This window comes from Burkholderia sp. AU15512, assembly GCF_002223325.1.
In the GTDB taxonomy this organism is placed as follows: domain Bacteria; phylum Pseudomonadota; class Gammaproteobacteria; order Burkholderiales; family Burkholderiaceae; genus Burkholderia.
In genome coordinates this window covers 404,815-426,980 of sequence record NZ_NKEX01000006.1, presented here as the reverse complement: position 1 = coordinate 426,980, position 22,166 = coordinate 404,815, and the positions used below count along the sequence as shown (strand labels likewise).

Genomic DNA, 22,166 nt, shown 5'->3' with positions numbered 1-22,166 from the left:
CCGTCCCTGGCGGGGCGGAACTAGCATGCGGCCGTTTCGCCACCCGAGCACCGACAGCCCCGCGTCGCGCATGCCGACCCGCGACGTGCGCTTCGCGATCGACGAACGCATTCCGCGCTTCTGGTATCGCGGCACGTGCCATGTCACGCGCTTCTTCGACGCGTTTTCCGTGATGTTCCCGCTCGGCGAGCGCTTCTTCATCGAAAGCGTGCGGCCGTTTCGCGACCAGGTGGGCGGCGATGCATCGCTCGCGGCCGACGTCGACGCGTTCGTGCGGCAGGAAGCGTCGCATATCCGCGTGCACCGGCGCTACAACGCACGCCTCGCGTCGCAGCACGTGCCGGTCGACGCGCTCGAGGCGCTGCTCGAAACACGCCAGCGCAATGCCGCGCGACAGGTGGCGCCCGTCACGCGGCTCGCGCTGACGGCGTGCCTCGAGCACTACACGACGATCCTCGCGCACCGCCTGCTGAGCGACCCGGCGATCCTCGACGGCACCGATCCGACGATGGCGGCCGTGTGGCGCTGGCATGCGATCGAGGAAACCGAGCACAAGACCGTCGCGTTCGACGTGTTCACGGCGGCCATGCCGAACGCGGTGCGGCGCTATGTCGTGCGCTGCGCGGCCATGCTCGGAATCTCCGTCTACTTCGTGATCGACCTGATCTATTTCGTGCACCGCCTCGTCGCCGTCGACGGGCAGACCTGGAACCTGCGCGGCTGGCTGCAACTGCTGCGCTGGCTGTTCGTCGCGCCGGGCATCTTCACGCGCGTGATGCCGATGTGGCTGTTCTGGTTCTCGCCGCGGTTCCATCCCGACCGCCTCGACAGCGATGCGGCATTGCGCGCGGCACGCGCCGCACTCGAACCGTATCTGGCCACTGCCGAACCCGAGCCGGAGTCACACGCATGACACGCGCGCCGTGGACGCCCGACGGGTTCGACGACTGGCGGCGCCACTATCCGACGACGCCGTTCACGCGTGCCGTGCCGAACCTCGACCGGACCGACGCGTTCATCGAAGGCTGGACACGGCGCGCCGCCCGCCTGCCGCTGACGACGACGGTCGTGCTCGTCGCCGGGCTGTATTCGGAATGGCTGCCCGGCTGCAATCGCGGCGCGCGGCAGACGCTCGGCGCGGCCGGCTATCGCGTGCTGACGGTGCCGGTGCGTTCCGCGCGCGGCGTGTTTGATCAGGGCGCGCATATCGGTTCATACCTGCGCAAGCACCTGCCGGCCGGCGGCGAATTCGTCGCGCTTGCGCACAGCAAGGGCGGCATCGACACGCTCGCCGCGCTCGTCGTCGACCCGGCGCTGGCGGCGCGTTGTGCCGGCCTCGCGCTGATGCAGCCGCCGTGCGGGCCGTCCGCGATCGTCGATACGATCTTCCGCCACGGCATGCCGTCGCACGTGGCCGCACCGTGGCCCGACCGCATCGCACGCCGCATGCTGCGCACGCGCTGGGCCGACGCCGGCACGCGCGACATCAGCAGCCGGCGCGATCCGCGCGTCGGCGCAATGCTTGCCGCGCTGCCGCCCGACCTGCATCTCGTGCACGGCGTGAGCTGGTCCGTCGAGGCGTCCACGCGCTTCGATTCGCATCACGGGCGGCTGAACGGGCATCGTCCCGGCTGCGCGCACGACGGACAGTTCTATCTCGACCACCAGGTGATGCCCGGCATCCCGCAGGTCTGCCTGCCGCGGCTCGACCACGGCCAGCCCGTACTCGGCGGGCTCGGCTTCGACGCCGGCCGCTTCTGGCTCGCGTTCGCCGACCTGCTGCACGTCACGCGCGCTCAGACGAGGTAGATCTCGAAACCCGGCACGCGGCCGGCCAGCAGGCCGTCGATCGGCGCGACCGGCTCGCCGGTCGACAGCGTATAGAGATCCATCGGCGTACGCGTCGCGTGGTAGCGCGCGAGCGCCGGCCCGAGCGGATCGCCGTCGTACAGGCACAACTGCATCAGCGCATGGCTATTGCGCACGCGCAACCACGCGGCATCGAGCAGCGCCGCGAACACGGACGGATCGCGGTCGCGCACCTGCAGGTGCGTCAGATAGACGTCTCGCAACGGCTCACCGGGCGCCGCGATACGCGGGCGGCGCAATGCGGGTGCGACCGCATTGAATGCGACACGGACCGCCCGCAGCGGCAACGGCAGCCGTTCGAGCACGATCCGTTTGATCTCGCCCGCATCCCACGGCGCGACGCAGCCGACCAGGTTGTCGTACGCGTCGAGCGCCAGCAGGAACGCGTCGATGCCGAACGATGGCCACGTGTCGAGCCGTCGCGCGAATTCGTCCGCGGAGAACACGCCGCCGAACGGCTGGCGGCGCGATTCGGCATCGAGAAACGCGCGCAGTGCGTCCGCATGATGCGGCTGCGCATCGACGATCCGCACGCCCGGCACGCAACGCGGCACCGACGACAGCCCGCGCTGCGCGTAGATCGACACGTTCTCGTAGCCGTGCCAGTGCGTGAAACGCAGCCGGTTCTCGCGCCGCGAGCGGACCAGCGACTGCACCGCGAGCCGGTTATCGCGGATCATGCAGCAATACGCATGCTGCACGCCGGCGTCGGCGCGCAGCGTCGCGAAGCGCGCGCGCACCGAGTCGGTCCACTCGCGCGACAGCCGCCGGTCGTGCATCAGCCGCAGGTCGCCGAGATAGGCGACCGGCTGCGCGCGCTCGCCGAGATAGCCGTCGCGCACGACGAGGCTCGCAAGCCCCTTCAACGACGCACGCTCATCTTCCGCGAGCCAGACCTCATGATGCGGCGCGTGGCAGCGATGCAGCGCGAAGTAGTCAGGCGCACGATCGAAGCGCAGCGGCAGGCTGCCCTGCATCGCATGACGGGACTGGAAATCGAGAATGCGCGCGTTGTCGGCCGATTGCGCGAGACGGATCCGCATGCGCGTGGCTCACACCCCGTCGAACAGCCGGCGCGCAAGCGGCCGCAGGTTCGACGCCGACAGTTCGCACAGGCACACGAGTTCGTCGCCCTGTGCGTAGCCGGGATTGCGTGCGAGGAAGTAGTCGACGTCGGCCAGCCGCCGGTGCGCGGCCGGCACCTCCGCGAGCACGGGCGCAAGCCGGCCCTGCGGCGTGTCGAACGACAGCAGGCCGGTGGCGGAGTCGTACGCGTGCCCGTAGCGGCTCGCGGCCAGGTAATCCATCAGGTCCTGCGTGACCGGAGCGGTCAGGTGATCGGCACGCGGCGCGTAGTCGCGCGCGAACGCGCGCAGGTAGCGATAGGTGCGATGCCCCTTGCAGATCAGGAACCAGTACAGCGGCACGGCGGGTGCCTGCCGCCACACGTCGCCCGCGTGGCGGATCCACGCGAACGCGAGATGCTGCGTGCCCCAGTGCGCGGGATCGATGATCGTGTCGCCGGAAAAGATCACGCGGATCGACGCGTCGCGCCAGCGTGTCTCGTACTGCTTGAGCGTCGAGAAGCCCTGGATCGCGCCGCCGCCGTCGCGCAGCACGATGCAGTGCGTCTTGTCGCCGAGGTCGCGGTCGAACTGCGCACGAACCGTGTCGCAATAGGACGCCGCATACAACGAGAACATCCGGTCGATGTCGTCCGGGCCCAGGGCCGCACGTTCGACGGCGGTGGCACGCAACTCCATCGGGTACTCCTGCAAGACTGAACAGCTTGCTATGATAGCCCGTTACTCGCCTGCTCCCGCCATGTCCAACGCCGTTTCCCGCCTGGATGCGAACGACGCGCCGATCGCCCGGCCATGGCGGCTGCTCGTCGCCTATCTCGTCGTGACGGGCGCGTTCTACTCCTTCGTCACGCACCTGCCGCTCGGGCCGGTCACGATCATTCCGGCGAGCGCACTCGATCGCGCGGTTCCGCTGCTGCCCGGCACCGTGCCGCTTTACCTCAGCTACCTGTTCGTGATGCCCGCGCTCGTGTGGCTCGGGCGTGGCCGTGCATGGCTGCTGCCGGCGCTCTTCGCAGGCACGCTCGCGGCCGGCATTTGCCTCGTGTGCCATCTGCTGCATCCGACCGCCGTCGCATGGCCGCCCGCTCATGACGGCTGGATCGCGTGGCTGCAGCGGATCGACACGCCGCTTGCCGCGTCGCCGAGCGGGCACGTCGCGCTGCCGGTCGCGATCGCCATCGTGCTGCTGGCGCTGCGGCAACGGTCAGCCGTGCTGTTCGCCGCGTGGAGCGCGCTGCTGATGGTGACGGTCCTGACCACCGGCCAGCATCGTGCCGCCGACGTCGCATGGGGCGGCGCGACCGGTATCGCGGCCGGCGCGCTCACGCTCGCGCTGCTGCGCACCAAAGTCGACCTGCGCACGATGGCGGCCGCGCTGCTCGAATGGGCGTGCATCGTCGTGGCGATCCGGGTGGCCACCGCGCTCGGCGCGTGGTACCTGTATGCGCTTGCCGTACTCGTCGTCGCGACGCGGCAGCATGCGCTGTTCATCCTGTATCACGACGCGACCCACTATCACCTCACGCGCCGCCGCGGTTTCAACGACTTCCTGATCAACGTCGCGATCGGCGTGCCGGGGCTCGTGCCCATCGAGTTCTACCGGCCGCTGCATCTCGCGCATCACCGGCATCTCGGCACCGCGCAGGACCCGGAGCGGCAGTTCCTCTATCACGACCAGCCGTGGCAGTTCCGGCCGCTCGACGCATGGCCGCTTGCGCGGCAGTTCCTCGACGACCTGCTCGTGCTGAACATGGTGCGCAACATGGCGGCATTCCGGCGCGCGGGCGGACAGAACACGCGGCTCGGCCGGCCGTTCCTGGCAGCCGCGGCGGTGTGGGGAGTCATCGTCGCGCTGCTCGTATGGGCCTGTACCGTGCAGACGATCCTGCTGGTCGCCGCGCTGTGGTTCGTGACGCTGCTCACGCTGTCGGTCCTGCTGCAGAAGATCCGCAGCATGGCCGAGCACAGCGGCGGCCCGCACGCGACGCCCGGCTGGGCCGACTGGACGTATTCATGGCGAACGGGCTGGATCGGCCGCGTGTTCGTGTGGCCGTATCACATCAACCTTCATCTACAGCATCACCGGAATCCGGCGGTGCCGTGGCATGCACTGCCCGACGCGATCGACGAACACGAGCCGCAACTCGACGCACCGGAACTGGCCCGGCTGCTGTGGTCGGGCCTCCCGCCGAAGCCGTAACAAGCGACGGCGCGCCCGATGTCGCGCGCACCGCCCCTTCCTTCCCCGTTACTTCGCGATATACACACCCGACGTCGGGCACGTGCCCTGCGTATTGCCGTCCGTCACGAGCGATGCAGCGCTCGGGAACTGCGTGGTCGCATTCGTCTTCACCGCGATCCACGCTTCGGTGAAGTAGCTGACGCCATTCGTCTTCGTGCACTTCAGCGACACTGCGCTGCGCGTGTTGCTGCCGAATGCACCTTCGAACGCCGACAGCAACTGGTTACGCGTGACCGTCTTGCCCGCGTTCGCCTGCAGGAACGCGTTGAACGACGTGTTGCCGAGCCGGCTGATCATGCCGGACGCCTGGTTCCAGTACGCGTCGGGCGATGCCGAATTCGAGCAGGTGCCGTGTTTGAACCACTCGTGCTTGTCGAGGCACGACGCGACGCCCGGCATGTACGTCGACAGCGTGTTACGGGTCGCGCTGCTGATCGGGTACGCATCCATGCTGCACCACTGGTGCGCATTGTCGAGGTCGATGTCGTTCTGCGGCACGCCGCAGTAGAACGGCTGGTTGCCGTCGTAATTGTTCGGCCACAGGCCATGCAGCGACAGGCTCGTCGCCGCGTACGTGCCGGCGAGGTTCGTGCATTCGGGCGTGTCGTGCGACGCGCAGAAGCCGGGCTCCCACGACGCGGCGAGCAACAGGTAGTCGTAGCTGGTCTGCGCGGTGGCGTGCAGTGAAACGGAAGCGACGGCGAGTGCGGCAGCGGCGCGGGCGAGCGTCTTGAGCATGGCGTTTCCTCGGAAAAGGCTTGCGGTCGCGGGATGCGCCGCAAGGTTGTCGAATGTCTGCCCGCGATTGTTGCCGACGCAACATGGCACGAATGTGAAGGTGGACGAAAGATTTCCGGCGGCACGCGCACAGGTGCGGGTACGCGCCGGCGCGTCGCGCGCCGCGTCACATGTCTGAAGCGCGCCGCCGATGCGGCGGCACGCCGCCCCTCACGACCCGGTGCCCAGCTGCGTGCACGCGCGCGTGATCGATTCGGGGCCTTCGAGCGCGAGGATCTGCCACACGCCGATGCTGACGCGCTGGCGCGCCGCCGTCGACGCATCGGTCAGCAACGCCTCGACGCGCGGTGCAGCGTCCGGCGCCTGCTGCTTCAGCGCCGCGTGATGCCGCGCGCGCGACGCCGGTTCGGATTCGTAGACGTCGCACAGACGCACCATGCCGGCGAGACCGGCGAGGTCGTCATCCTTGTCGATCGCGCGCGGCTCGACCGGCGCGAGCCCCTTGCGCTCCGCCGCCGGCAGCTTGTTGCGCGCGCCTTCGTCGATCGACGTGGCGGAGGCCGGCGGCAGGCCGCCGATCGCCGCGACGATCCGGCTGCCCGCGGCGATCATGTCGCCCTGGCACTCGATCTTCTCGGCGGCCGCGACGTTCGAGCAGAACGACACCGACATGCGGTACACGTCGTCGCTCATGCGCGGCACCTCGTCCGCGCTCGCCTGCGCGAAGCCGGCGCTCGTCAGCGCCAGCGCGGCGGGAATCAGGATGCGGAAGGCTCTCGTCTTGTTCATTGTTGTTTACGTTGGGGGGTCTCGTGGCGGGCAACCTCGCGCGGCCGCACGGTGGCGGCCACAGTGACGCCGGGCCCGCGTCCGGCGGCATGCGCTCACTTCATCGACGCTGCCTCCGGTCCGCCGGGCGACAGCGCCGCGTGGTCCTGCTCGCGCCACGTGCGGCGCGACGTCATGATCGCCTTCACGGCCGAGCGCGCGACCTTCCACCACGCGAACGGCCGCGGGTCGGCGAGCATGCTCAGCGCGCGCGCATAGTCGAGCGTGAGCCCGGGCGTCCAGGCCATCGTCACCGCGCGCTTGCGGATCTGCGCGGCGACCCACAGCTCCGGCGTGAGCAGCAGCCGCACGAACGCGCCCCACCCGGCCCGCGCGCCCTTCAGCCGCCACACCGCGCCGTCGAGCGCGGCTTCGAGCGCGTTCGACACCGTGCTCGAGCAATTGCGGTGCGTGAGGTTGTACGTCACGTTCTGCCGGTACGACGTCCAGAAGGCATCCAGCTTCGACGGATCGTAGTTGCGGATCCGCACGCGCACGGTCGACGGGCACCACGCCTTCGATTCGGTCGCGTAGTCGGGCTGGAACAAGCCCGGCACGTCGTTTTCGCGGGTCGCGCGCAGGATGCGCGTGAATTCGTCCGGTGAACGATCGATTTCGACGCCTGGATACAGGCTGATATAGACGCCCTCGGGCGACTCCAGTGCCGCGTGCCCGGTGGAGATCACACCGTTGACGTCCACGGCCGCGATATAGCGGTCGATCACCGGATAGCGCTGCGCTTCGGCCTTCGACGTGCCGGTCGGCGTCCACACGTGCACGGTGAGCGCATGCTCGCCGTCGGCCGGCGGGCCGTCCCATTCGGATTGCGCGAAATGCGGCCGGTCGCGCGCGTCGTCGAGATCGGGCGCGAGCGCCGGCGCCGGCGACGTCGCGAACGCCGGATTGCGCGTCAGCCGCCGCACGCGCGCGGCGAGGCTCAGCATGTGCATCCCGCCGAACATCAGCAGCAGGCCGAGGCAGTACGGCACGGTGCCCACGTAGTGCGTCGGATACGGCTGGTAGAAAAAGATCGCCAGCAGGATCTCGACGACGCCCCATGCGAATGCGACGTTCCAGCGGCGATAGCGCACCATCCACGCTGCAGTGCACTGCAGCAGCCCGTCGACGAGGAACAGCGTGCCGAAGATCATCGACAGCAGGAAATGGCCATGGTGATGCCCCGCGAACACGAGCCCGGCGGCGACCACCACCACGATCCCCTTCACGTAGCGCAGGATGCGCTGCCCGCCGACGCCGCTGCCGGCCACGGCAAGCGTCGCGAGCCCCTCGATCAGGAACAGCCACGCAAAGATCTGGATCGGGAAGTGCAACGCGCCGTCGAGCGCATCGACGAAGATCACGACGCCCGCGACGACCCACACCCAGCCGAGCACGGTCAGGCCGCGCCAGCGGGTGCGCAAGTATTCGATGCCCAGCAGCAGCAAGACCAGTCGTACCATCGCGCGCTCTCGTCATTTTTTTGGGATACGCGCGGGTCACGCGTTTCCTGTCGTTTCGACCGTGCCTCGTGCAGAGTGCTGGCCGAAAAGCGGTAATTCGTACCGGCGCGTCATGCCTCGACATGACCGTGGGTGGCCGGTATCCCTCCGCACTGGCCGAATAATAAGATATGGCGGAGACGGTTGAAAGCGGCGGCGACAACGTCGTCGGCACGGCACGGTCAGGGGCCATCGACTGCTGCCACGGCAGATTTCCCGTTCGACAACGCGCAGTGGATCCGCCAGAATCCCGCTACGAGGGCATCGAAAGAACCGAACCGCACAAGACGGGACAAGACCATGACCATATCGATCGCACGCCGGTGCTGGCACGCCGCCTTGATCGCGGGCTGCATCGCGCTGCCGGGCTGCCACGAACCACCAGTACACACGGAACAGCCGCCGCCCGAGGATCCGTTTTTCAAGTCGGGGCTGGTTCGGGAACAGCCGTACGATGAAGCAGTATCCGGCTTCATGGTCACGAAAGACCATGCGAAGCTGATCGTGCTGGGCCGCCCCGTCCACTTCGTCCTCGATCTGCCCGACTCGCTGCGATCCGCCATGTCGGCAAGCTACCGGACATCATTGCGTTGGTCGTTCAACGGATTCCGGGCGGTGGGCGGCCATGTCAAAGGCCATTTCCGCGTCGTGCTGCCGGATGGCGCTTCAGCAATCGATCGGGTAACGGCGGCCGCGCATGGGTTTGTCGTCGTACACGACGGTCTCGCGCTCGAAGGCAGCATCGCCGGAATGCGTTACGCCACCCAAGGCTTCGAGATACCGCCCAAGGTGGCAGCGCAGCTGCTCGACCGGCCCTACACGATTGATGCCCGGCATGTGACGGAGGCCGTGGCAATCATGAATCTCGCGATCGAACCCACGCCGATCACGGCCACCGCCGACGGCAATCTTGTCCTCGGCGGCGCCGCGCTGGTTCCCGTCGAACTCGTCACGATTCAGGCGCCAACGGAATGACGATTCCCTCCATCGCCGCCGCAACGCGGCGCGAGCGCGATGCGCACCCCGAACGGAGCACCACCATGACCGCCTCACCGCTTCACGCCCCGCCGCTCGGCCCGCAACTCAAGCGCTGGCGCGCGCTGCATCGCGTCAAGCAGAGCCATGCGGCCGAGCTGTTCGGCGTCGCGCAATCGACGATCTCCCGCTGGGAAGCCGGCCGCCAGCAGATGTCGCCCGACGAGCGCGCGACCGCCGAGCGGTTGCTCGCCGCGCGCCTCGATTCGGCCGGCGATCACGCGCTCGCGCGGCTCGTCGCGGGCAGCGCGGGCCGCATGCACCTCGTGTGCGACCTCACGCACCGCCTGCTCGCTTCTTCTCCGGCGCGCGCGGCCGAATTCTCGCAACCGCTGTCGATGCTGCTCGGCACGTCGCTGTGGCGCTACGCAACGCCGGAGATCGTCCGCATGGAAACCGCGCTCGACACGCTCGGCTGGCATGACCACGCGGGGCCGCCGAGCGTCGAATTCGACACCGGTGCGAATGCATCGCGCGTCGTACCGATCCACGGCAGCATGTGCCGGTGGACGCGGATGACGCTGTCGGACGGCTCGGCCGTGCGGCTCGTGGAGACGCTCCAGGATGCGTGATTGCCGGGTCGCGATGAAGCACCGCATACCGGCAACGGTGCGGCAACCCTCAACGTGTCCGGCATGCCACGCAACCAATACCAACGTGAATGGCAGCACACCCAAGGGAGATGCCACATGTCGACGCTTGTCATGCGAGAACTCGTGATCGTCGCGTTCATTCTCTATACGGGCGCCGCCGTGCTGGTCGCGCTTCGCTCGGGTGTGGCCAACGCCGGCGGCAGGCGGGTGGCGCGCCGCAGCAGCCCCAGGCTGTTCCGCCTGATCGTCGGTATTCAAACGGGCTTCTTCGCGCTGTTCTGCTGGGCCGGGTTTTTCGTGAAGTAGCGGCCCGGCAAAGCGCCCCCGCCACGCATATTTCATGCGTGGACGACCCGCGCCCACCCGCATTACGCTAGGCGGCTCATCGCAAGGACGCCGACCATGACCCCCGATACGATCCACGTGCGGCTCGCTTTCCTGCGCGAAGCCGAACGCCTGAAGGATGTGCTGCGCAGCGGCCACACGTCGTCCGGGCGCGCGGAAAGCACGGCCGAACACAGCTGGCGGCTGTGCCTGATGGCGCTCGTGTTCGCCGACGCGCTGCCCGGCATCGACACGCTGAAGCTGCTGAAGCTGTGCATCGTCCACGATCTCGGCGAGGCGCTGCATGGCGACATTCCCGCGATCGAGCAAGCCGCGCACCCCGACAAAAGCGCGCAAGAACGCGACGACCTGCTGACGCTGACCGCATCGCTCGATCCCGCGCGGCGCGACGAGATCGTCGCGCTGTGGGATGAATACGACGCGGCGGCGACGCCGGAAGCACGCGCGGCGAAGGCGCTCGACAAGCTCGAGACGATCCTGCAGCACAACCAGGGCAGCAACCCGCCCGATTTCGACTACGCGTTCAATCTCGGCTACGGCCGCCGCTACACCGCCGCCGCGCCGCTGTTCAGCGCGATCCGCGACATCGTCGACGCGGACACGCAACGCCGGATCGACGCGGGCGGGCAGCGCGCGTAAGCTCGCGGGATCGGGCGTGCGGCACCGCGCACCCTGCCCGCACGAGGCGCTACGCATGACGCAGAACATCTACGACGACCCGGCCTTCTTCGAAGGCTACAGCCGCCTGAACCGCTCGATTCACGGCCTCGACGGCGCACCCGAATGGCCCGCGCTGCGCGCGTTGCTGCCCGACCTGCGCGGCCGCAACGTGCTCGACCTCGGCTGCGGCTACGGCTGGTTCAGCCGCTGGGCGGCCGACCAGGGCGCGGCAAGCGTGCTCGGCATCGATGTCTCCGAGCGCATGCTCGAACGCGCGGCCTCGACCGCCGCGCACCCGGCGATCACGTACCGCCGCGCCGATCTCGAAACGCTCGCGTTGCCCAACGCCGCGTTCGATCTGGCCTACAGCTCGCTCGCTTTCCACTACGTCGCGCACCTCGACACGCTGCTGCGCACGATTCATCGCGCGCTCGTGCCCGGCGGGCGGCTCGTGTTCTCGATCGAGCACCCCATTTATACGGCGCCGCGCCGGCCCGGCTTCGTCGTCGATGCGCAGGGCAACCGCGCCTGGCCGCTCGACGGCTACCAGCATGAAGGCGAACGCGTGACCGACTGGCTCGCGCCGGGCGTCGTCAAGCAGCACCGCACGCTCGGCACGCTCGTGAACCTGCTGATCGGCAGCGGCTTCACGCTCACGCACCTGGACGAATGGGGACCGACGCAGGCGCAGGTCGATGCGCTGCCCGCGCTCGACGAGGAACGCGACCGGCCGATGATGGCGCTCGTCGCGGCGCAGCGATAACGCACGTCAGCGCACGCCGCGACACGCACGCGGCCCCTCGCCCGCCGCGCTCACCGACCGCGGCAATCGCGCCGCACGGCCTCCGCTCCGGTGCGGCGTTCGCACAATTCAGCACAATTTCCACACGATTTGGCGTGATGTCCTCGCTTACCATGAGCGGCTGATTCGACTCGGCACGCCCGCGCGATGCGTACGCGGATGCCGTCGCGGGCAACCTGCCCGACAGGCGACGCCGACCGGATCGTCCCGCCCGGCCGCACGCATCGCCGGCACTGCCTGATCCTCGCCGCACGCTCATGACTCAGAAGACCCATCGCCGCCGGCGCATCGTGCTGGCTACCCTTGCCGTCGTGGCGATCGCCGCCGGCGTCACGCTGAAGGCGTGCGCGCCCGACAAGCATCCGCAATACCTGTCCGCGCCCGTCTCGCGCGGCGATCTCGAGAACGCGGTGCTGGCGACCGGCGCGCTTCAGGCCTTCAAGCAGGTCGACGTCGGTGCGCAGGTGTCGGGGCAGCTGAAATCGCTGAAAGTCAAGCTCGGCGACAAGGTGACGAAGGGCCAGTGGCTCGCCGAGATCGATCCCGTGATCTCGGAAAACGCGCTGCGCCAGGCGCGCGCCAGCGAAGAAAGCCTGCGCGCGCAACAGCAATCGACCGCCGCGCAACTCACGCAGGCGGAACTCGCGTTCAAGCGCCAGCAGGCGATGCTGCCCGACGATGCGACCTCGCGCGAATCGTTCGAGGCCGCACGCGCGACGCTCGACGTGCAGCGTGCGACCCTCGCGTCGCTCGCCGCGCAGATCCGCTCGGCCCGCATCCAGATCGAGACCGCGCAGGCGAACCTCGGCTACACGCGCATCGTCGCGCCGATCGACGGCGAGGTCGTCGCGGTCGTCACGCAGGAAGGCCAGACCGTGATCGCGCAGCAGCAGGCGCCGGTGATCCTGAAGCTCGCCGATCTCGACACGATGACCGTGAAGGCGCAGGTGTCGGAAGCCGACGTGATCCGCGTGCGTGCCGGCCAGACCGCGTATTTCACGATCCTCGGCGAACCGGACAAGCGTCACTACGGCAAGCTGCGCGCGATCGAGCCGGCGCCGCAGAACTATGCCGAAGCGCAGAGCCCGCTCGGCGGCGGTGCGGGCGGCGGCACGAAGCCGAATTCGGCCGTGTTCTACAACGCGCTGTTCGAAGTGCCGAACCCCGAGCATCGGCTGCGCATCTCGATGACCGCGCAAGTCAACATCGTGCTCGGCAACGCCCGCAACGCGCTCAGCATTCCGGCCGCCGCGCTCGGCGAAAAACGCAAGGACGGCACCTACGCGGTGCGCGTGCTGCGCCCCGACGGCAGCACGGAAACGCGCAGCATCCGCATCGGCATCAACAACAACGTGCGCGTCGAAGTCCTGGCCGGCCTGAAGGACGGCGAACGCGTCGTGATCGGCGAAGCGGCCGGTGACGACCACGCGCCGCTGGCGGACGTGGTGTGACGATGGGCCAGCCCCTGCTGAAACTCGCTGCCGTCACGCGACGCTTTCCGGCCGGCGACAAGGATGTCGTTGTCCTGAACAACGTCAACCTGTCGATCCACGCGGGCGAGATCGTCGCGATCGTCGGCGCGTCGGGCTCCGGGAAGTCGACGCTGATGAACATCCTCGGCTGCCTCGACCACCCGAGCGAAGGCACCTACACGGTCGGCGGCCGCGACACGCACATGCTCGACAGCGACGAGCTCGCGCAACTGCGTCGCGAGCATTTCGGCTTCGTGTTTCAGCGCTACCACCTGCTGCCGCACGTCGACGCCGTCGCGAACCTCGAGATGCCCGCGATCTATGCCGGCACGCCGCGCGCCGAACGGCACGCACGCGCACGCGAACTGCTCGCACGCCTCGGGCTCGCGGATCGTGCGCACCATCGGCCCGGACAACTGTCCGGCGGCCAGCAGCAGCGCGTGAGCATCGCGCGTGCGTTGATGAACGGCGGCCAGGTGATCCTCGCCGACGAACCGACCGGCGCGCTCGACACGAAAAGCGGCCAGGACGTGATCCGCATCCTGCACGAGCTGAACGCGCTCGGCCATACGATCGTCATCGTCACGCACGACCAGGCCGTCGCGCGCCACGCGAAGCGCATCATCGAGATCAGCGACGGCGAGATCGTCGCCGACCGGCCGAATCGGCACTATGCGGAAGCGCTCGCGGAAGCGGGCGTCGACGCAGCGGAAGCAGTACAAGCGACCGAAGCGGAAGCCAGCGCACTACCCGCCCGTGATCGCCACGACACGTTACCGCCGCCCGCACCGGTCGACACCGAGGCGCACGCCGATACCGAACCCGGCACGCGCACGCCACGCTTCGCCGCCGGCTCCGGCCGCTTCGCCGAGGCCTGCCGGATGGCGTGGATTGCACTCGTATCGCACCGGCTGCGCACGCTGCTGACGATGCTCGGCATCATTATCGGCATCACGTCGGTCGTGTCGATCGTCGCAATCGGCGAAGGCGCGAAGCGCTACATGCTCGACGAGATCGGCAGCATCGGCACGAACACGATCAACCTCTATCCGGGCACCGACTGGGGCGACAGCCGCGCGGACGCGATCCAGACGCTCGTGCCCGCCGATGTCGCCGCGCTCGCCGAGCAGCCGTACGTCGACAGCGCGACGCCCGAAACGTCGCGCACGCTGCTGCTGCGCTACCGCAACGTCGACGTGACTGCGCTCGTGAGCGGCGTCGGCGACCGCTTCTTCCAGGCGCGCGGGATGCGCTTCGCGCAGGGTGTCGCATTCGACGAGGACGCGGTGCGCCGCCAGGTGCAGGTGGCCGTGATCGACCAGAACACGCGCCGCAAGCTGTTCGGCGCGACGCGCAACCCGATCGGCGAAGTGATCCTGATCGACAACGTGCCGTGCGTCGTGATCGGCGTGACCGCCGACAAGAAGAGCGCGTTCGGCAGCGTGAAGAGCCTGAACGTGTGGGTGCCGTACACCACCGCGAGCGGGCGCCTGTTCGGGCAACGCCATCTCGACAGCATCACCGTGCGCGTGCGCGACGGGCAGCCGAGCGCCGCCGCCGAGAAAAGCCTCGAAAAGCTGATGACGCAGCGCCATGGCCGCAAGGACTTCTTCACGTACAACATGGACAGCGTGGTGAAGACCGTCGAGAAGACCGGCCAGTCGCTCACCTTGCTGCTGTCGCTGATCGCGGTGATCTCGCTCGTCGTCGGCGGGATCGGCGTGATGAACATCATGCTGGTGTCGGTCACCGAGCGTACGCGCGAAATCGGCATCCGGATGGCGGTCGGCGCGCGCCAATCCGACATCCTGCAGCAGTTTCTCGTCGAGGCCGTGCTCGTCTGCCTGCTCGGCGGCACGATCGGCATCGCGCTGTCGTTCGGGCTCGGCGCGCTGTTCTCGATGTTCGTCGTGCAGTGGAAGATGGTGTTCTCGGCCGGCGCGATCGTGACCGCGTTCGTCTGCTCGACGCTCACCGGTGTGATTTTCGGTTTCATGCCCGCGCGCAACGCATCGCGGCTCGATCCGATCGATGCGCTCGCGCGCGATTGAAGAAAGACCTGTCATGACGCATTCCTCACCGCTTCACCGCCTGGGCGCAGTCACGTGCGCGGCCGCGCTGCTCGCCGGCTGCGCCGGCGCGCGCCACGAACCGCTGCCCCCTGTCGCGATGCCCGCGAACTGGGAGGCACCGGTTTCCGCCAATGCACCGGCCACCACACGCGACTGGTGGCGCAGCTTCGGCGATCCGCAACTCGACGCGCTGATCGACGACGCGCTGCGTGCCAACAACGACCTCGCGATCGCGGCGATCCGCGTGTACCGCGCGCAACTGCAAGCCGGGCTCGCGGATACGAACCTGACGCCGAACGTGTCGGTCGGCGCGAACGGCGCCGTGTCGCGCACGCTCGATACGCACCGGATGAGCCGGACGAGCGGCGTGACCGGTTCGCTCAGCTATGAAATCGACCTGTGGGGCCGGCTGGCCGCGCTGCGCGACGCCGCGCGCTGGGAAGCCGACGCGACGGCCGCCGATCTCGAAGCCGCGCGGCTGTCGCTGATCGGCACGACGGCGTCGCTGTACTGGCAGATCGGTTATCTGAACCGGCAGATCGCGCTCGGCGACGCGAACATCGCGTATGCAGTCCGCACGCTCGCGGTCGTGCGGTCGCGGCACACGGCCGGCGCCGTGTCGGGGCTCGATCTCGCGCAGGCCGAACAGAGCCTCGCCGCGCAACGCGCCGCGCAGACGCAACTGATCCAGCAGCGCACCGAGAATCGCCACGCGCTCGCGATCCTGTTCGACCGGCCGCCGCAGCAGCGCGCGGCCGAGCCATCCGCACTGCCCGTCGCGGCGCCGCCGGAAGTCGTGGCCGGCCTGCCCGCGAGCCTGCTCGGCCGGCGTCCCGACCTGCGCGCGGCGGAATTCCGGCTGCGCGAATCGCTGGCGCAAGTCGACGCGACGCGCACGAGCTTCTATCCGACCTTCACGCTGACCGGGCAGGCCGGTACGTCGAGCACGAGCCTCGAGCGCGTGCTGATGAATCCGGTCGGCACGCTCGGGCTCGGCCTGGCACTGCCGTTCATCCAGTGGAACACGATGCAGCTGCAGATCAAGGTGTCGAAGTCGCAGTACGAGGAAGCCGTCGTCGGGTTCCGCCAGAAGCTCTACACGGCGCTCGCGGAAGTCGAGAACGCGCTGTCGGCGCGTGTGCAGCTCGAACGCGAAGCCGAGCAGCGCGCGCTGTCGCTGACCCAGGCGCAGCGCGCCGAACAGCTGGCCGCCGCGCGCTTCGCGGCCGGCGCGACCGCCGTGCAGCCGTGGCTCGACCAGCAGCAGCGGCTGCGCGACGCGCAAAGCGCCGACGAACTGACGCGCCTGAACCGGCTCAACAACCAGATGACGCTGTACCGCGCGCTCGGCGGCGGGATGTCCTGACCGAAGCGCGCACCGGGCCGGCCGCGCCGATCAGGCGCGGTGTCATTCACACACGGGCGCTCTGCGCCGCGCCGGCGCGAACGCCACCGCGCTCGCCGTCGCGAGCACGGCCACGCCCGCCGCGCCGTACACCATCACCCAGCCGAATCCGTGCACGAGCGCCGCGTGCAACGCCGCGCCGCTCGGGTCGGCCTGCGCGAGCGCCGGTGCGATCTCGTGCAATCCGTCCGTGCGGCCCGACGCAATCTCCTGCGCGAGCCGGCGCAGCGCCGCATCGCCGATCGTGCCCGCGACACCGCCCTTCAGGCTCGCGACGATCCCCGCGACCAGCACGAAACCCATCGCCGCGATGTTCAGCGCGAGCGAGATCATCCGCGCGCTCATGTCGATGCCCGACGCCATCCCGGCCCGCGAGCTCGGCACCGCACCCGTCGTCGTGTTGGTCACGGGGGTATTCGTGAGCCCGAGCCCGATGCCGGCGATCACGCAGCCGGGCAGCATCGTGATCCAGCTGGCGTGGTCGGCCGCGCTGCCGATCCGCATCAGCGCGAACCCCGCGGCGATCGTGAACAGGCCGCCCGGGATCACGACGCCCGGCCCGTAGCGCAGCGCGAGCCGTTCGCCGAACGGCGGCGCGACCAGCGTCGGCAACGTGTATGCGAGCAACGCGAGGCCGGCCGTCACGCTGTCGTAGCCGAGCGCGACCTGGAACCAGATCGGCAGGTAGATCATGAACGGCCAGAAGCTGAAGTTCATCCCCATCGAACCGAAGATCGCGCCGGTGAACGCGCGAATCCGGAACACCGAGAAATCGAACATCGGCCGCGCACTGGCGCGTTCCGCGATGAAGAAGCCGGCCAGCGCCAGCACGGTCGCGCCGAGCACGCTGAGGCCGGCCGCGCTGGTCAGCCCGAGCGCCGCGCTTTGCGTGATGTAGAACGCCAGGCCGAGCACCGCGAGCGACAACGTGACGATGCCTGCGACGTCGAGCCTGCCCGCGTGCGGATCGCGCGACTCCTGCACCGCGCCGCCGATCAGCACGAGCGCGACGGCCGCGAGCGGCGCATGGACGAGGAACACCCACGGCCAGCTTGCCAGCGCGACGATCGCGCCGCCGACGATCGGCCCGAACCCGAGCCCGATGCCGAACACGATCCCCCAGATCCCGAACGCACGGCCACGCTCCCGGCCCTCGCGGAACTGGTGCGACAGCACCGCAATCTGGCAGATCAGCATCGCGCCGCCGCTGGCGCCCTGCAGCAGCCGCCCCGCGACGAGCATCGGCACGTTCGGCGCGAGCCCGCACAGCAGCGACGTCGCGCCGAACAGCACGGTGCCGATCACGTACACGCGCTTGCGGCCGAACCGGTCGGCGAGCGTGCCGGCGGCCATCAGCACGGTCGTGCACGCGATCGTGTACGCGTTCATGATCCACTGCATGCCGTTGAAATCGCCATGCAGCACGTGTTCGAGCGTCGGCAGGATCACCGGCACGCTCGAGATCTCGAGGCCGAACATCAGCGACGTGAGACAGACGGCCGCGAGCGCGACCGCATTCCTGCGGGAGTCGGATTGCGTCATGCGTATTGCGCCGCGACCCGGCAACGGGCCGCGCGCCTCCAGGTAAGAGGGATGCTCCGCGTGCGGCCGGCGACGCACGCTGAACAGGAATCGGTACTATAGTGAGAATCTTCATCCCCATTGACGCACGGATTTCTCCAGACTGGGGAATTTCAGGACTCAATCCCGCCCATGACCGACAGACTCGACGGTGTAACGACCTTCGTCCAGGTAGTGGAATCGGGCAGCTTCGCGCTCGCCGCGGAGCGCCTCGATATGACGCGTTCGGCCGTCGGCAAAGCGATCGCGCGGCTCGAGAAGCGGCTCGGCGCGCGGCTGCTGCAGCGCACGACGCGCAGCCAGAGCCTGACCGACGACGGCCAGGCGTACTACGACCGGTGCGTGCGCGCGCTCGCGGAACTGGAAGCGGCCGAAGCCGACCTCGACTGCGGCCGCAACGAGCCGCGCGGCAAGTTGCGCCTGAGCGTGCCGCTCGCGTTCGGGCATCACTGCGTGACGCCCATCGTGCTCGATCTCGCGCGCACCTATCCGCATTTGCGGATCGACGTGTCGATCACCGACCGTTTCGTCGATCTCGTCGAGGAAGGCATCGACCTCGCGGTGCGGATCGGCACGCTCGCGGACAGCACGAGCCTCGCGGTGCGGCGGCTCGGCACGCAATACGGCAGCCTCGGCGCGGCGCCGTCGTATCTCGCCCGCCACGGGATGCCGAAGACGCTCGACGACCTGAAAGACCACCGGACGATCGCGTATTCACGCTCGGGCGTGGTTCAACCGTGGGACTTGCGTGCGCTGGACGGCTCGACGGTGCGGGTCGACATGCCGCACCAGCTCAGTTTCGACGACGTGCAGGCGATCGCGGCGGCCGGCGCGTCGGGATTCGGGATCGCGTGGCTGCCGAGCTGGCTGCTCGATCATTACGTGAAGCGCGGCGAGATGACGGTCGTGCTCGACCGCTGCTTCGTCTGCGAAGGCGACATCCACGCGATCTGGCCGAAGACGCGCTACCTGCCGCGCAAGACGCGCTGCGTGATCGACGCGCTCGCGCAGGCGGTGCCGCCGATGATCGAACGGTGAGGTGAGACGGGATGGGATGGGATGAAATGAATCCGACGCGCCGCGGGGGCGCGTCGGAGCATCACGCCGCGCCGAGATCGGCCAGCGGATGCGCGAACAACTTCCACGGCGACGTCAGGAAATGCCGCACGCGTTCGGCGCGCAGCTCGACGAGCGACGCGGGTGCCCAGCGCGGCTTGCGATCCTTGTCGACCAGATGCGCGCGCACGCCTTCGCAGAAGTCGCCTTCCTCGATCGCGCGCGCGACGATGCCGAGCTCCATCCGGAACGATTCGGCCAGCGTCATCTGGCGGCCGCGCAGCAGTGCCTCGCGGGTCACGCACAGCATCGTCGGCGAGTGGCCGGTGAGCGCATCGAGCGTCGCCTGCAGCCATTGACGGTGCTCGCGCGACAGCTCCTCGCGCGCAAGATCCTGCGTCAGCGTCGCGACGATCCGCTCGACGGTCGAGCGCTTGTCGAAGTGACGCACGATCCACGGCATCTGGCTGTCGAGCGCCGCGTGCGGCACGACGTTGCACGGCGGCTCGAACACCTTGCGCAGCAACGGCAATGCATCGCCTTCCCACTTGACGCTTTCGATGCGCGTCTCGAACGTGTCGAGCCACGCGGACGGCACGCACAGATCCGCGAGTTTCGCCGTAAGTGCGTCGGCGCCCGACAGCATCGCGCCGGTCAGCCCGACGTACAGCTCGAGTTCGGCCGGCATGCGCGACAGGAAATGCGTCGCGCCGACATCGGGCACGAGGCCGATGCGCGTCTCCGGCATCGCGATCTTGCTGCGCTCGGTCGCGACACGCAGCGCCGCGCCCTGTGCGAGGCCCATGCCGCCGCCCATCGTCACGCCGTCCATCAGCGCGACCACCGGCTTCGGGAACGTATGGATCGCGTAGTCGAGCCGGTATTCGTCGACGAAGAACGGCAGCCAGGTTTCGCGCTGCGCGACCATCCGGTACAGCGCACGCACGTCGCCGCCTGCGCAGAAACCCTTCTCGCCCGCACCGCGCAGCACGACCGCGACGATCTGGTCGTCGTTGCGGCAGCGCTCGAGCAGCGCGGCCAGCTCGCCGATCATCGGGTACGACAGCGCATTGAGCGCGGCCGGCCGGTTCAGCGTGATCAGCGCCACGCGGTTCACCACGCGGAACAGCACCTCCGGTGCCTGCTCCGCGAACGCGTCGTGATTCGTCACCGGCGTGCTCATCGTTGCGGCTCTCCGTCGTTGTGCCACTGCGGCGCGCGCTTGCCGAGGAATGCAGCCACGCCTTCGCGCGGATCGTTCGTGTCGAACAGGTCGACGAAACGTTCACGCTCGACCGCGAGCGCCGCGCCGCGCGGCACGCCGCGGCGCGCGAGGCCGATCAGCTCCTTGCTGTAAGCGACCGCATGCGGGCTCTGCCGGGCGACGTTGCGTGCCAGCGCCAGCGCGGCATCGCGCGATGCGCCCGACGCCACGACGTCCTCGACGAGGCCGATCCGCAGTGCGGTGGCCGCGTCGACGCGCGCGCCGGTCAGGATGATCTTCTTCGCCCAGCCTTCGCCGACGAGCCAGGGCAGCGTCTGCGTGCCGAGGCCGCACGGCAGCAGGCCGACCGACGGTTCGGGCAGCGCCATCTGCGCATGCGTCTCCGCGATCCGCAGGTCGCACGCGAGCGCGCATTCGAGCCCGCCACCCATCGCGTAGCCGTTGATCGCCGCGATCGTCACGACGCGCGCGTCGTGCAGCGCCTCGAACGCCGCGCCGAACCGCGACGCCATCGCGCGTGCCACCGCGCGGTCGCCTTCGGCGAACGTGTTGAGATCGGCACCCGCGCTGAAGAACTTCGGGCCGTCGCCGGTGATCACCAGCGCGCGCACGCGCGGGTTCGCATTCAGTTCGGCGACGGTTTCCTGCAGTTGCCGCAGCCCGTCGGCGGTAAAGGCGTTCGCGGGCGGACGCTTGAGCGTCGCGCACGCGATCGCGCCGTCGTCGACGTAGTCGAGTTCGATCATCACGCGTCCTTCTTCGTTGCCGGTTGGTACAGGCGGATCACCGCCGAGAAATCGAGCTGGCCGTCGCCGCGGCTGCTCATCGTCTGGTACAGCTGCTGCGCGAGCGCGCCGAGATAGACGGGCTGGCGCGCCTGCTTCGCGGCATCGTTCGCGAGGCCGAGATCCTTCAGCATCAGGTCGGTGCCGAAACCGCCCGAGTAACCGCGCGACGACGGCGCGGTCTCGATCACGCCCGGATACGGGTTGTACGTATCCGAACTCCAGCAGCGGCCCGTCGACGTATTGACGATGCCGGCCAGCACCTTCGGGTCGATGCCGAGCGCGACGCCGAGCGACATCGCCTCCGACACGGCCGCCATCGAGATGCCGAGCACGAGGTTGTTGCAGACCTTCGCGACCTGCCCCATCCCCGTCGCGCCGCAGTGGACGATGTTCTTGCCCATGCCCGCGAGCACCGGCTTCACGCGCTCGAAATCCGCATCGCTGCCGCCGACCATGAAGGTCAACGTGCCGGCCGCCGCGCCGCCGGTGCCGCCCGACACGGGCGCATCGACGAACGCGCCGCCGTGCTCGCGCACGAGCGCGCCGAACGCCTGCGCGCTCGCCGGGTCGATCGTGCTCGAATCGATCACGGTCGCGCCCGCGCCGAGGCCGGCGAGCACGCCGTTCTCGCCGGTGAGTACCGAGCGCACGTGCGGGGCGGCCGGCAGCATCGTGATGACGAACGTCGCGCCCGATGCCGCATCGCGCGGCGACGCGGCCACCTGTGCGCCGGCGTCCTGCAGCGCGCGCAATGCGTCGGCGCTCAGGTCGAACGCATGTACTTCATGGCCTGCTTTCAGCAGGTTCAGCGCCATCGGCGCGCCCATGTGGCCAAGGCCGATAAAACCGATTTTCATGTTCGTGTCCTCCG

At 68.9% G+C, this 22,166-nt stretch carries 21 protein-coding genes; 12 read left to right on the top strand and 9 right to left on the bottom strand.

The window, feature by feature from the left end:
• Positions 1-25 precede the first annotated feature (25 nt).
• A complete protein-coding gene (locus CFB43_RS21270) occupies positions 26-913 on the top strand; it encodes a metal-dependent hydrolase (protein WP_089496445.1) in 888 nt (295 codons plus the stop codon).
• A complete protein-coding gene (locus tag CFB43_RS21265; RefSeq protein WP_089496444.1) occupies positions 910-1,809 on the top strand; it encodes a hypothetical protein in 900 nt (299 codons plus the stop codon). The genes CFB43_RS21270 and CFB43_RS21265 overlap by 4 nt, the downstream gene beginning before the upstream one ends.
• Here CFB43_RS21265 and CFB43_RS21260 read toward each other — a convergent pair.
• Both CFB43_RS21260 and CFB43_RS21255 read right to left on the bottom strand, forming a co-directional pair.
• Complete coding sequence (locus CFB43_RS21260; RefSeq protein WP_089496443.1) at positions 1,797-2,912, bottom strand: hypothetical protein; 1,116 nt, start codon at positions 2,910-2,912, stop codon at positions 1,797-1,799. The genes CFB43_RS21265 and CFB43_RS21260 overlap by 13 nt on opposite strands.
• 9 nt (positions 2,913-2,921) lie before the next feature.
• A complete protein-coding gene (locus CFB43_RS21255) occupies positions 2,922-3,632 on the bottom strand; it encodes a hypothetical protein (protein ID WP_089496442.1) in 711 nt (236 codons plus the stop codon).
• A 61-nt stretch (positions 3,633-3,693) separates the two neighbouring features.
• Between CFB43_RS21255 and CFB43_RS21250 the strand changes: the two genes are divergently transcribed.
• Positions 3,694-5,154: a fatty acid desaturase family protein gene (locus CFB43_RS21250; RefSeq protein ID WP_089496441.1), complete on the top strand. Its 1,461-nt coding sequence runs from the start codon at positions 3,694-3,696 to the stop codon at positions 5,152-5,154.
• Positions 5,155-5,202: 48 nt separating this feature from the next.
• On the opposite strand, the gene CFB43_RS21245 is transcribed toward CFB43_RS21250, so the two are convergent.
• From CFB43_RS21245 to CFB43_RS21235, 3 genes are all read right to left on the bottom strand, one after another.
• On the bottom strand, positions 5,203-5,934 hold the full coding sequence (locus CFB43_RS21245; RefSeq protein ID WP_069252254.1) for a ribonuclease T2: 732 nt from the start codon (positions 5,932-5,934) through the stop codon (positions 5,203-5,205).
• A gap of 210 nt (positions 5,935-6,144) precedes the next feature.
• Complete coding sequence (locus CFB43_RS21240) at positions 6,145-6,723, bottom strand: hypothetical protein (RefSeq protein ID WP_089496440.1); 579 nt, start codon at positions 6,721-6,723, stop codon at positions 6,145-6,147.
• A 95-nt stretch (positions 6,724-6,818) separates the two neighbouring features.
• The gene (locus CFB43_RS21235; RefSeq protein WP_089496439.1) at positions 6,819-8,222 is read right to left on the bottom strand and encodes an HdeD family acid-resistance protein; all 1,404 of its coding nucleotides are present in this window, start codon (positions 8,220-8,222) and stop codon (positions 6,819-6,821) included.
• Between the two features lie 339 nt (positions 8,223-8,561).
• Here CFB43_RS21235 and CFB43_RS21230 point away from each other — a divergent pair, with 339 nt between their 5' ends.
• From CFB43_RS21230 to CFB43_RS21195, 8 genes are all read left to right on the top strand, one after another.
• Positions 8,562-9,236, top strand: a complete 675-nt coding sequence (locus CFB43_RS21230; RefSeq protein WP_089496438.1) for a hypothetical protein — start codon at positions 8,562-8,564, stop codon at positions 9,234-9,236.
• Between the two features lie 65 nt (positions 9,237-9,301).
• On the top strand, positions 9,302-9,868 hold the full coding sequence (locus CFB43_RS21225) for a helix-turn-helix domain-containing protein (protein WP_089498093.1): 567 nt from the start codon (positions 9,302-9,304) through the stop codon (positions 9,866-9,868).
• Between the two features lie 117 nt (positions 9,869-9,985).
• Entirely contained in the window at positions 9,986-10,195 is a 210-nt protein-coding gene (locus CFB43_RS21220) for a hypothetical protein (RefSeq protein WP_089496437.1), read from the top strand.
• Positions 10,196-10,291: 96 nt separating this feature from the next.
• Positions 10,292-10,873 (top strand): HD domain-containing protein, encoded by a 582-nt coding sequence (locus tag CFB43_RS21215; RefSeq protein ID WP_089496436.1) that lies wholly within the window; start codon positions 10,292-10,294, stop codon positions 10,871-10,873.
• 55 nt (positions 10,874-10,928) lie between these two features.
• Positions 10,929-11,657, top strand: coding sequence for a class I SAM-dependent methyltransferase (locus CFB43_RS21210; RefSeq protein WP_089496435.1), 729 nt, complete (start codon positions 10,929-10,931; stop codon positions 11,655-11,657).
• 296 nt (positions 11,658-11,953) lie between these two features.
• Positions 11,954-13,147: an efflux RND transporter periplasmic adaptor subunit gene (locus CFB43_RS21205; RefSeq protein ID WP_089496434.1), complete on the top strand. Its 1,194-nt coding sequence runs from the start codon at positions 11,954-11,956 to the stop codon at positions 13,145-13,147.
• Positions 13,148-13,149: 2 nt separating this feature from the next.
• A complete protein-coding gene (locus CFB43_RS21200) occupies positions 13,150-15,219 on the top strand; it encodes a MacB family efflux pump subunit (RefSeq protein ID WP_089496433.1) in 2,070 nt (689 codons plus the stop codon).
• A gap of 13 nt (positions 15,220-15,232) precedes the next feature.
• Positions 15,233-16,606 carry an efflux transporter outer membrane subunit gene (locus CFB43_RS21195; protein ID WP_089496432.1) on the top strand — a complete coding sequence of 458 codons (1,374 nt, stop codon included), beginning with the start codon at positions 15,233-15,235 and terminating at the stop codon, positions 16,604-16,606.
• Between the two features lie 42 nt (positions 16,607-16,648).
• Here the strand turns inward: CFB43_RS21195 and CFB43_RS21190 are convergent, their stop codons facing one another.
• Complete coding sequence (locus CFB43_RS21190) at positions 16,649-18,187, bottom strand: MFS transporter (protein WP_089496431.1); 1,539 nt, start codon at positions 18,185-18,187, stop codon at positions 16,649-16,651.
• Between the two features lie 171 nt (positions 18,188-18,358).
• On the opposite strand from CFB43_RS21190, the gene CFB43_RS21185 reads away from it, so the two are divergent.
• The gene (locus CFB43_RS21185) at positions 18,359-19,264 is read left to right on the top strand and encodes a LysR family transcriptional regulator (protein WP_089475351.1); all 906 of its coding nucleotides are present in this window, start codon (positions 18,359-18,361) and stop codon (positions 19,262-19,264) included.
• 61 nt (positions 19,265-19,325) lie between these two features.
• Here the strand turns inward: CFB43_RS21185 and CFB43_RS21180 are convergent, their stop codons facing one another.
• From CFB43_RS21180 to mmsB, 3 genes are read right to left on the bottom strand one after another with little or no spacing between them, the layout of a single operon-like run.
• Complete coding sequence (locus tag CFB43_RS21180; protein ID WP_089496430.1) at positions 19,326-20,465, bottom strand: enoyl-CoA hydratase/isomerase family protein; 1,140 nt, start codon at positions 20,463-20,465, stop codon at positions 19,326-19,328.
• Entirely contained in the window at positions 20,462-21,253 is a 792-nt protein-coding gene (locus CFB43_RS21175) for an enoyl-CoA hydratase (RefSeq protein WP_089496429.1), read from the bottom strand. Before CFB43_RS21175 ends, CFB43_RS21180 begins: the two co-directional genes overlap by 4 nt.
• Positions 21,253-22,152: a 3-hydroxyisobutyrate dehydrogenase gene (mmsB, locus tag CFB43_RS21170; RefSeq protein ID WP_059640845.1), complete on the bottom strand. Its 900-nt coding sequence runs from the start codon at positions 22,150-22,152 to the stop codon at positions 21,253-21,255. The genes CFB43_RS21175 and mmsB overlap by 1 nt, the downstream gene beginning before the upstream one ends.
• Positions 22,153-22,166: the final 14 nt, after the last annotated feature.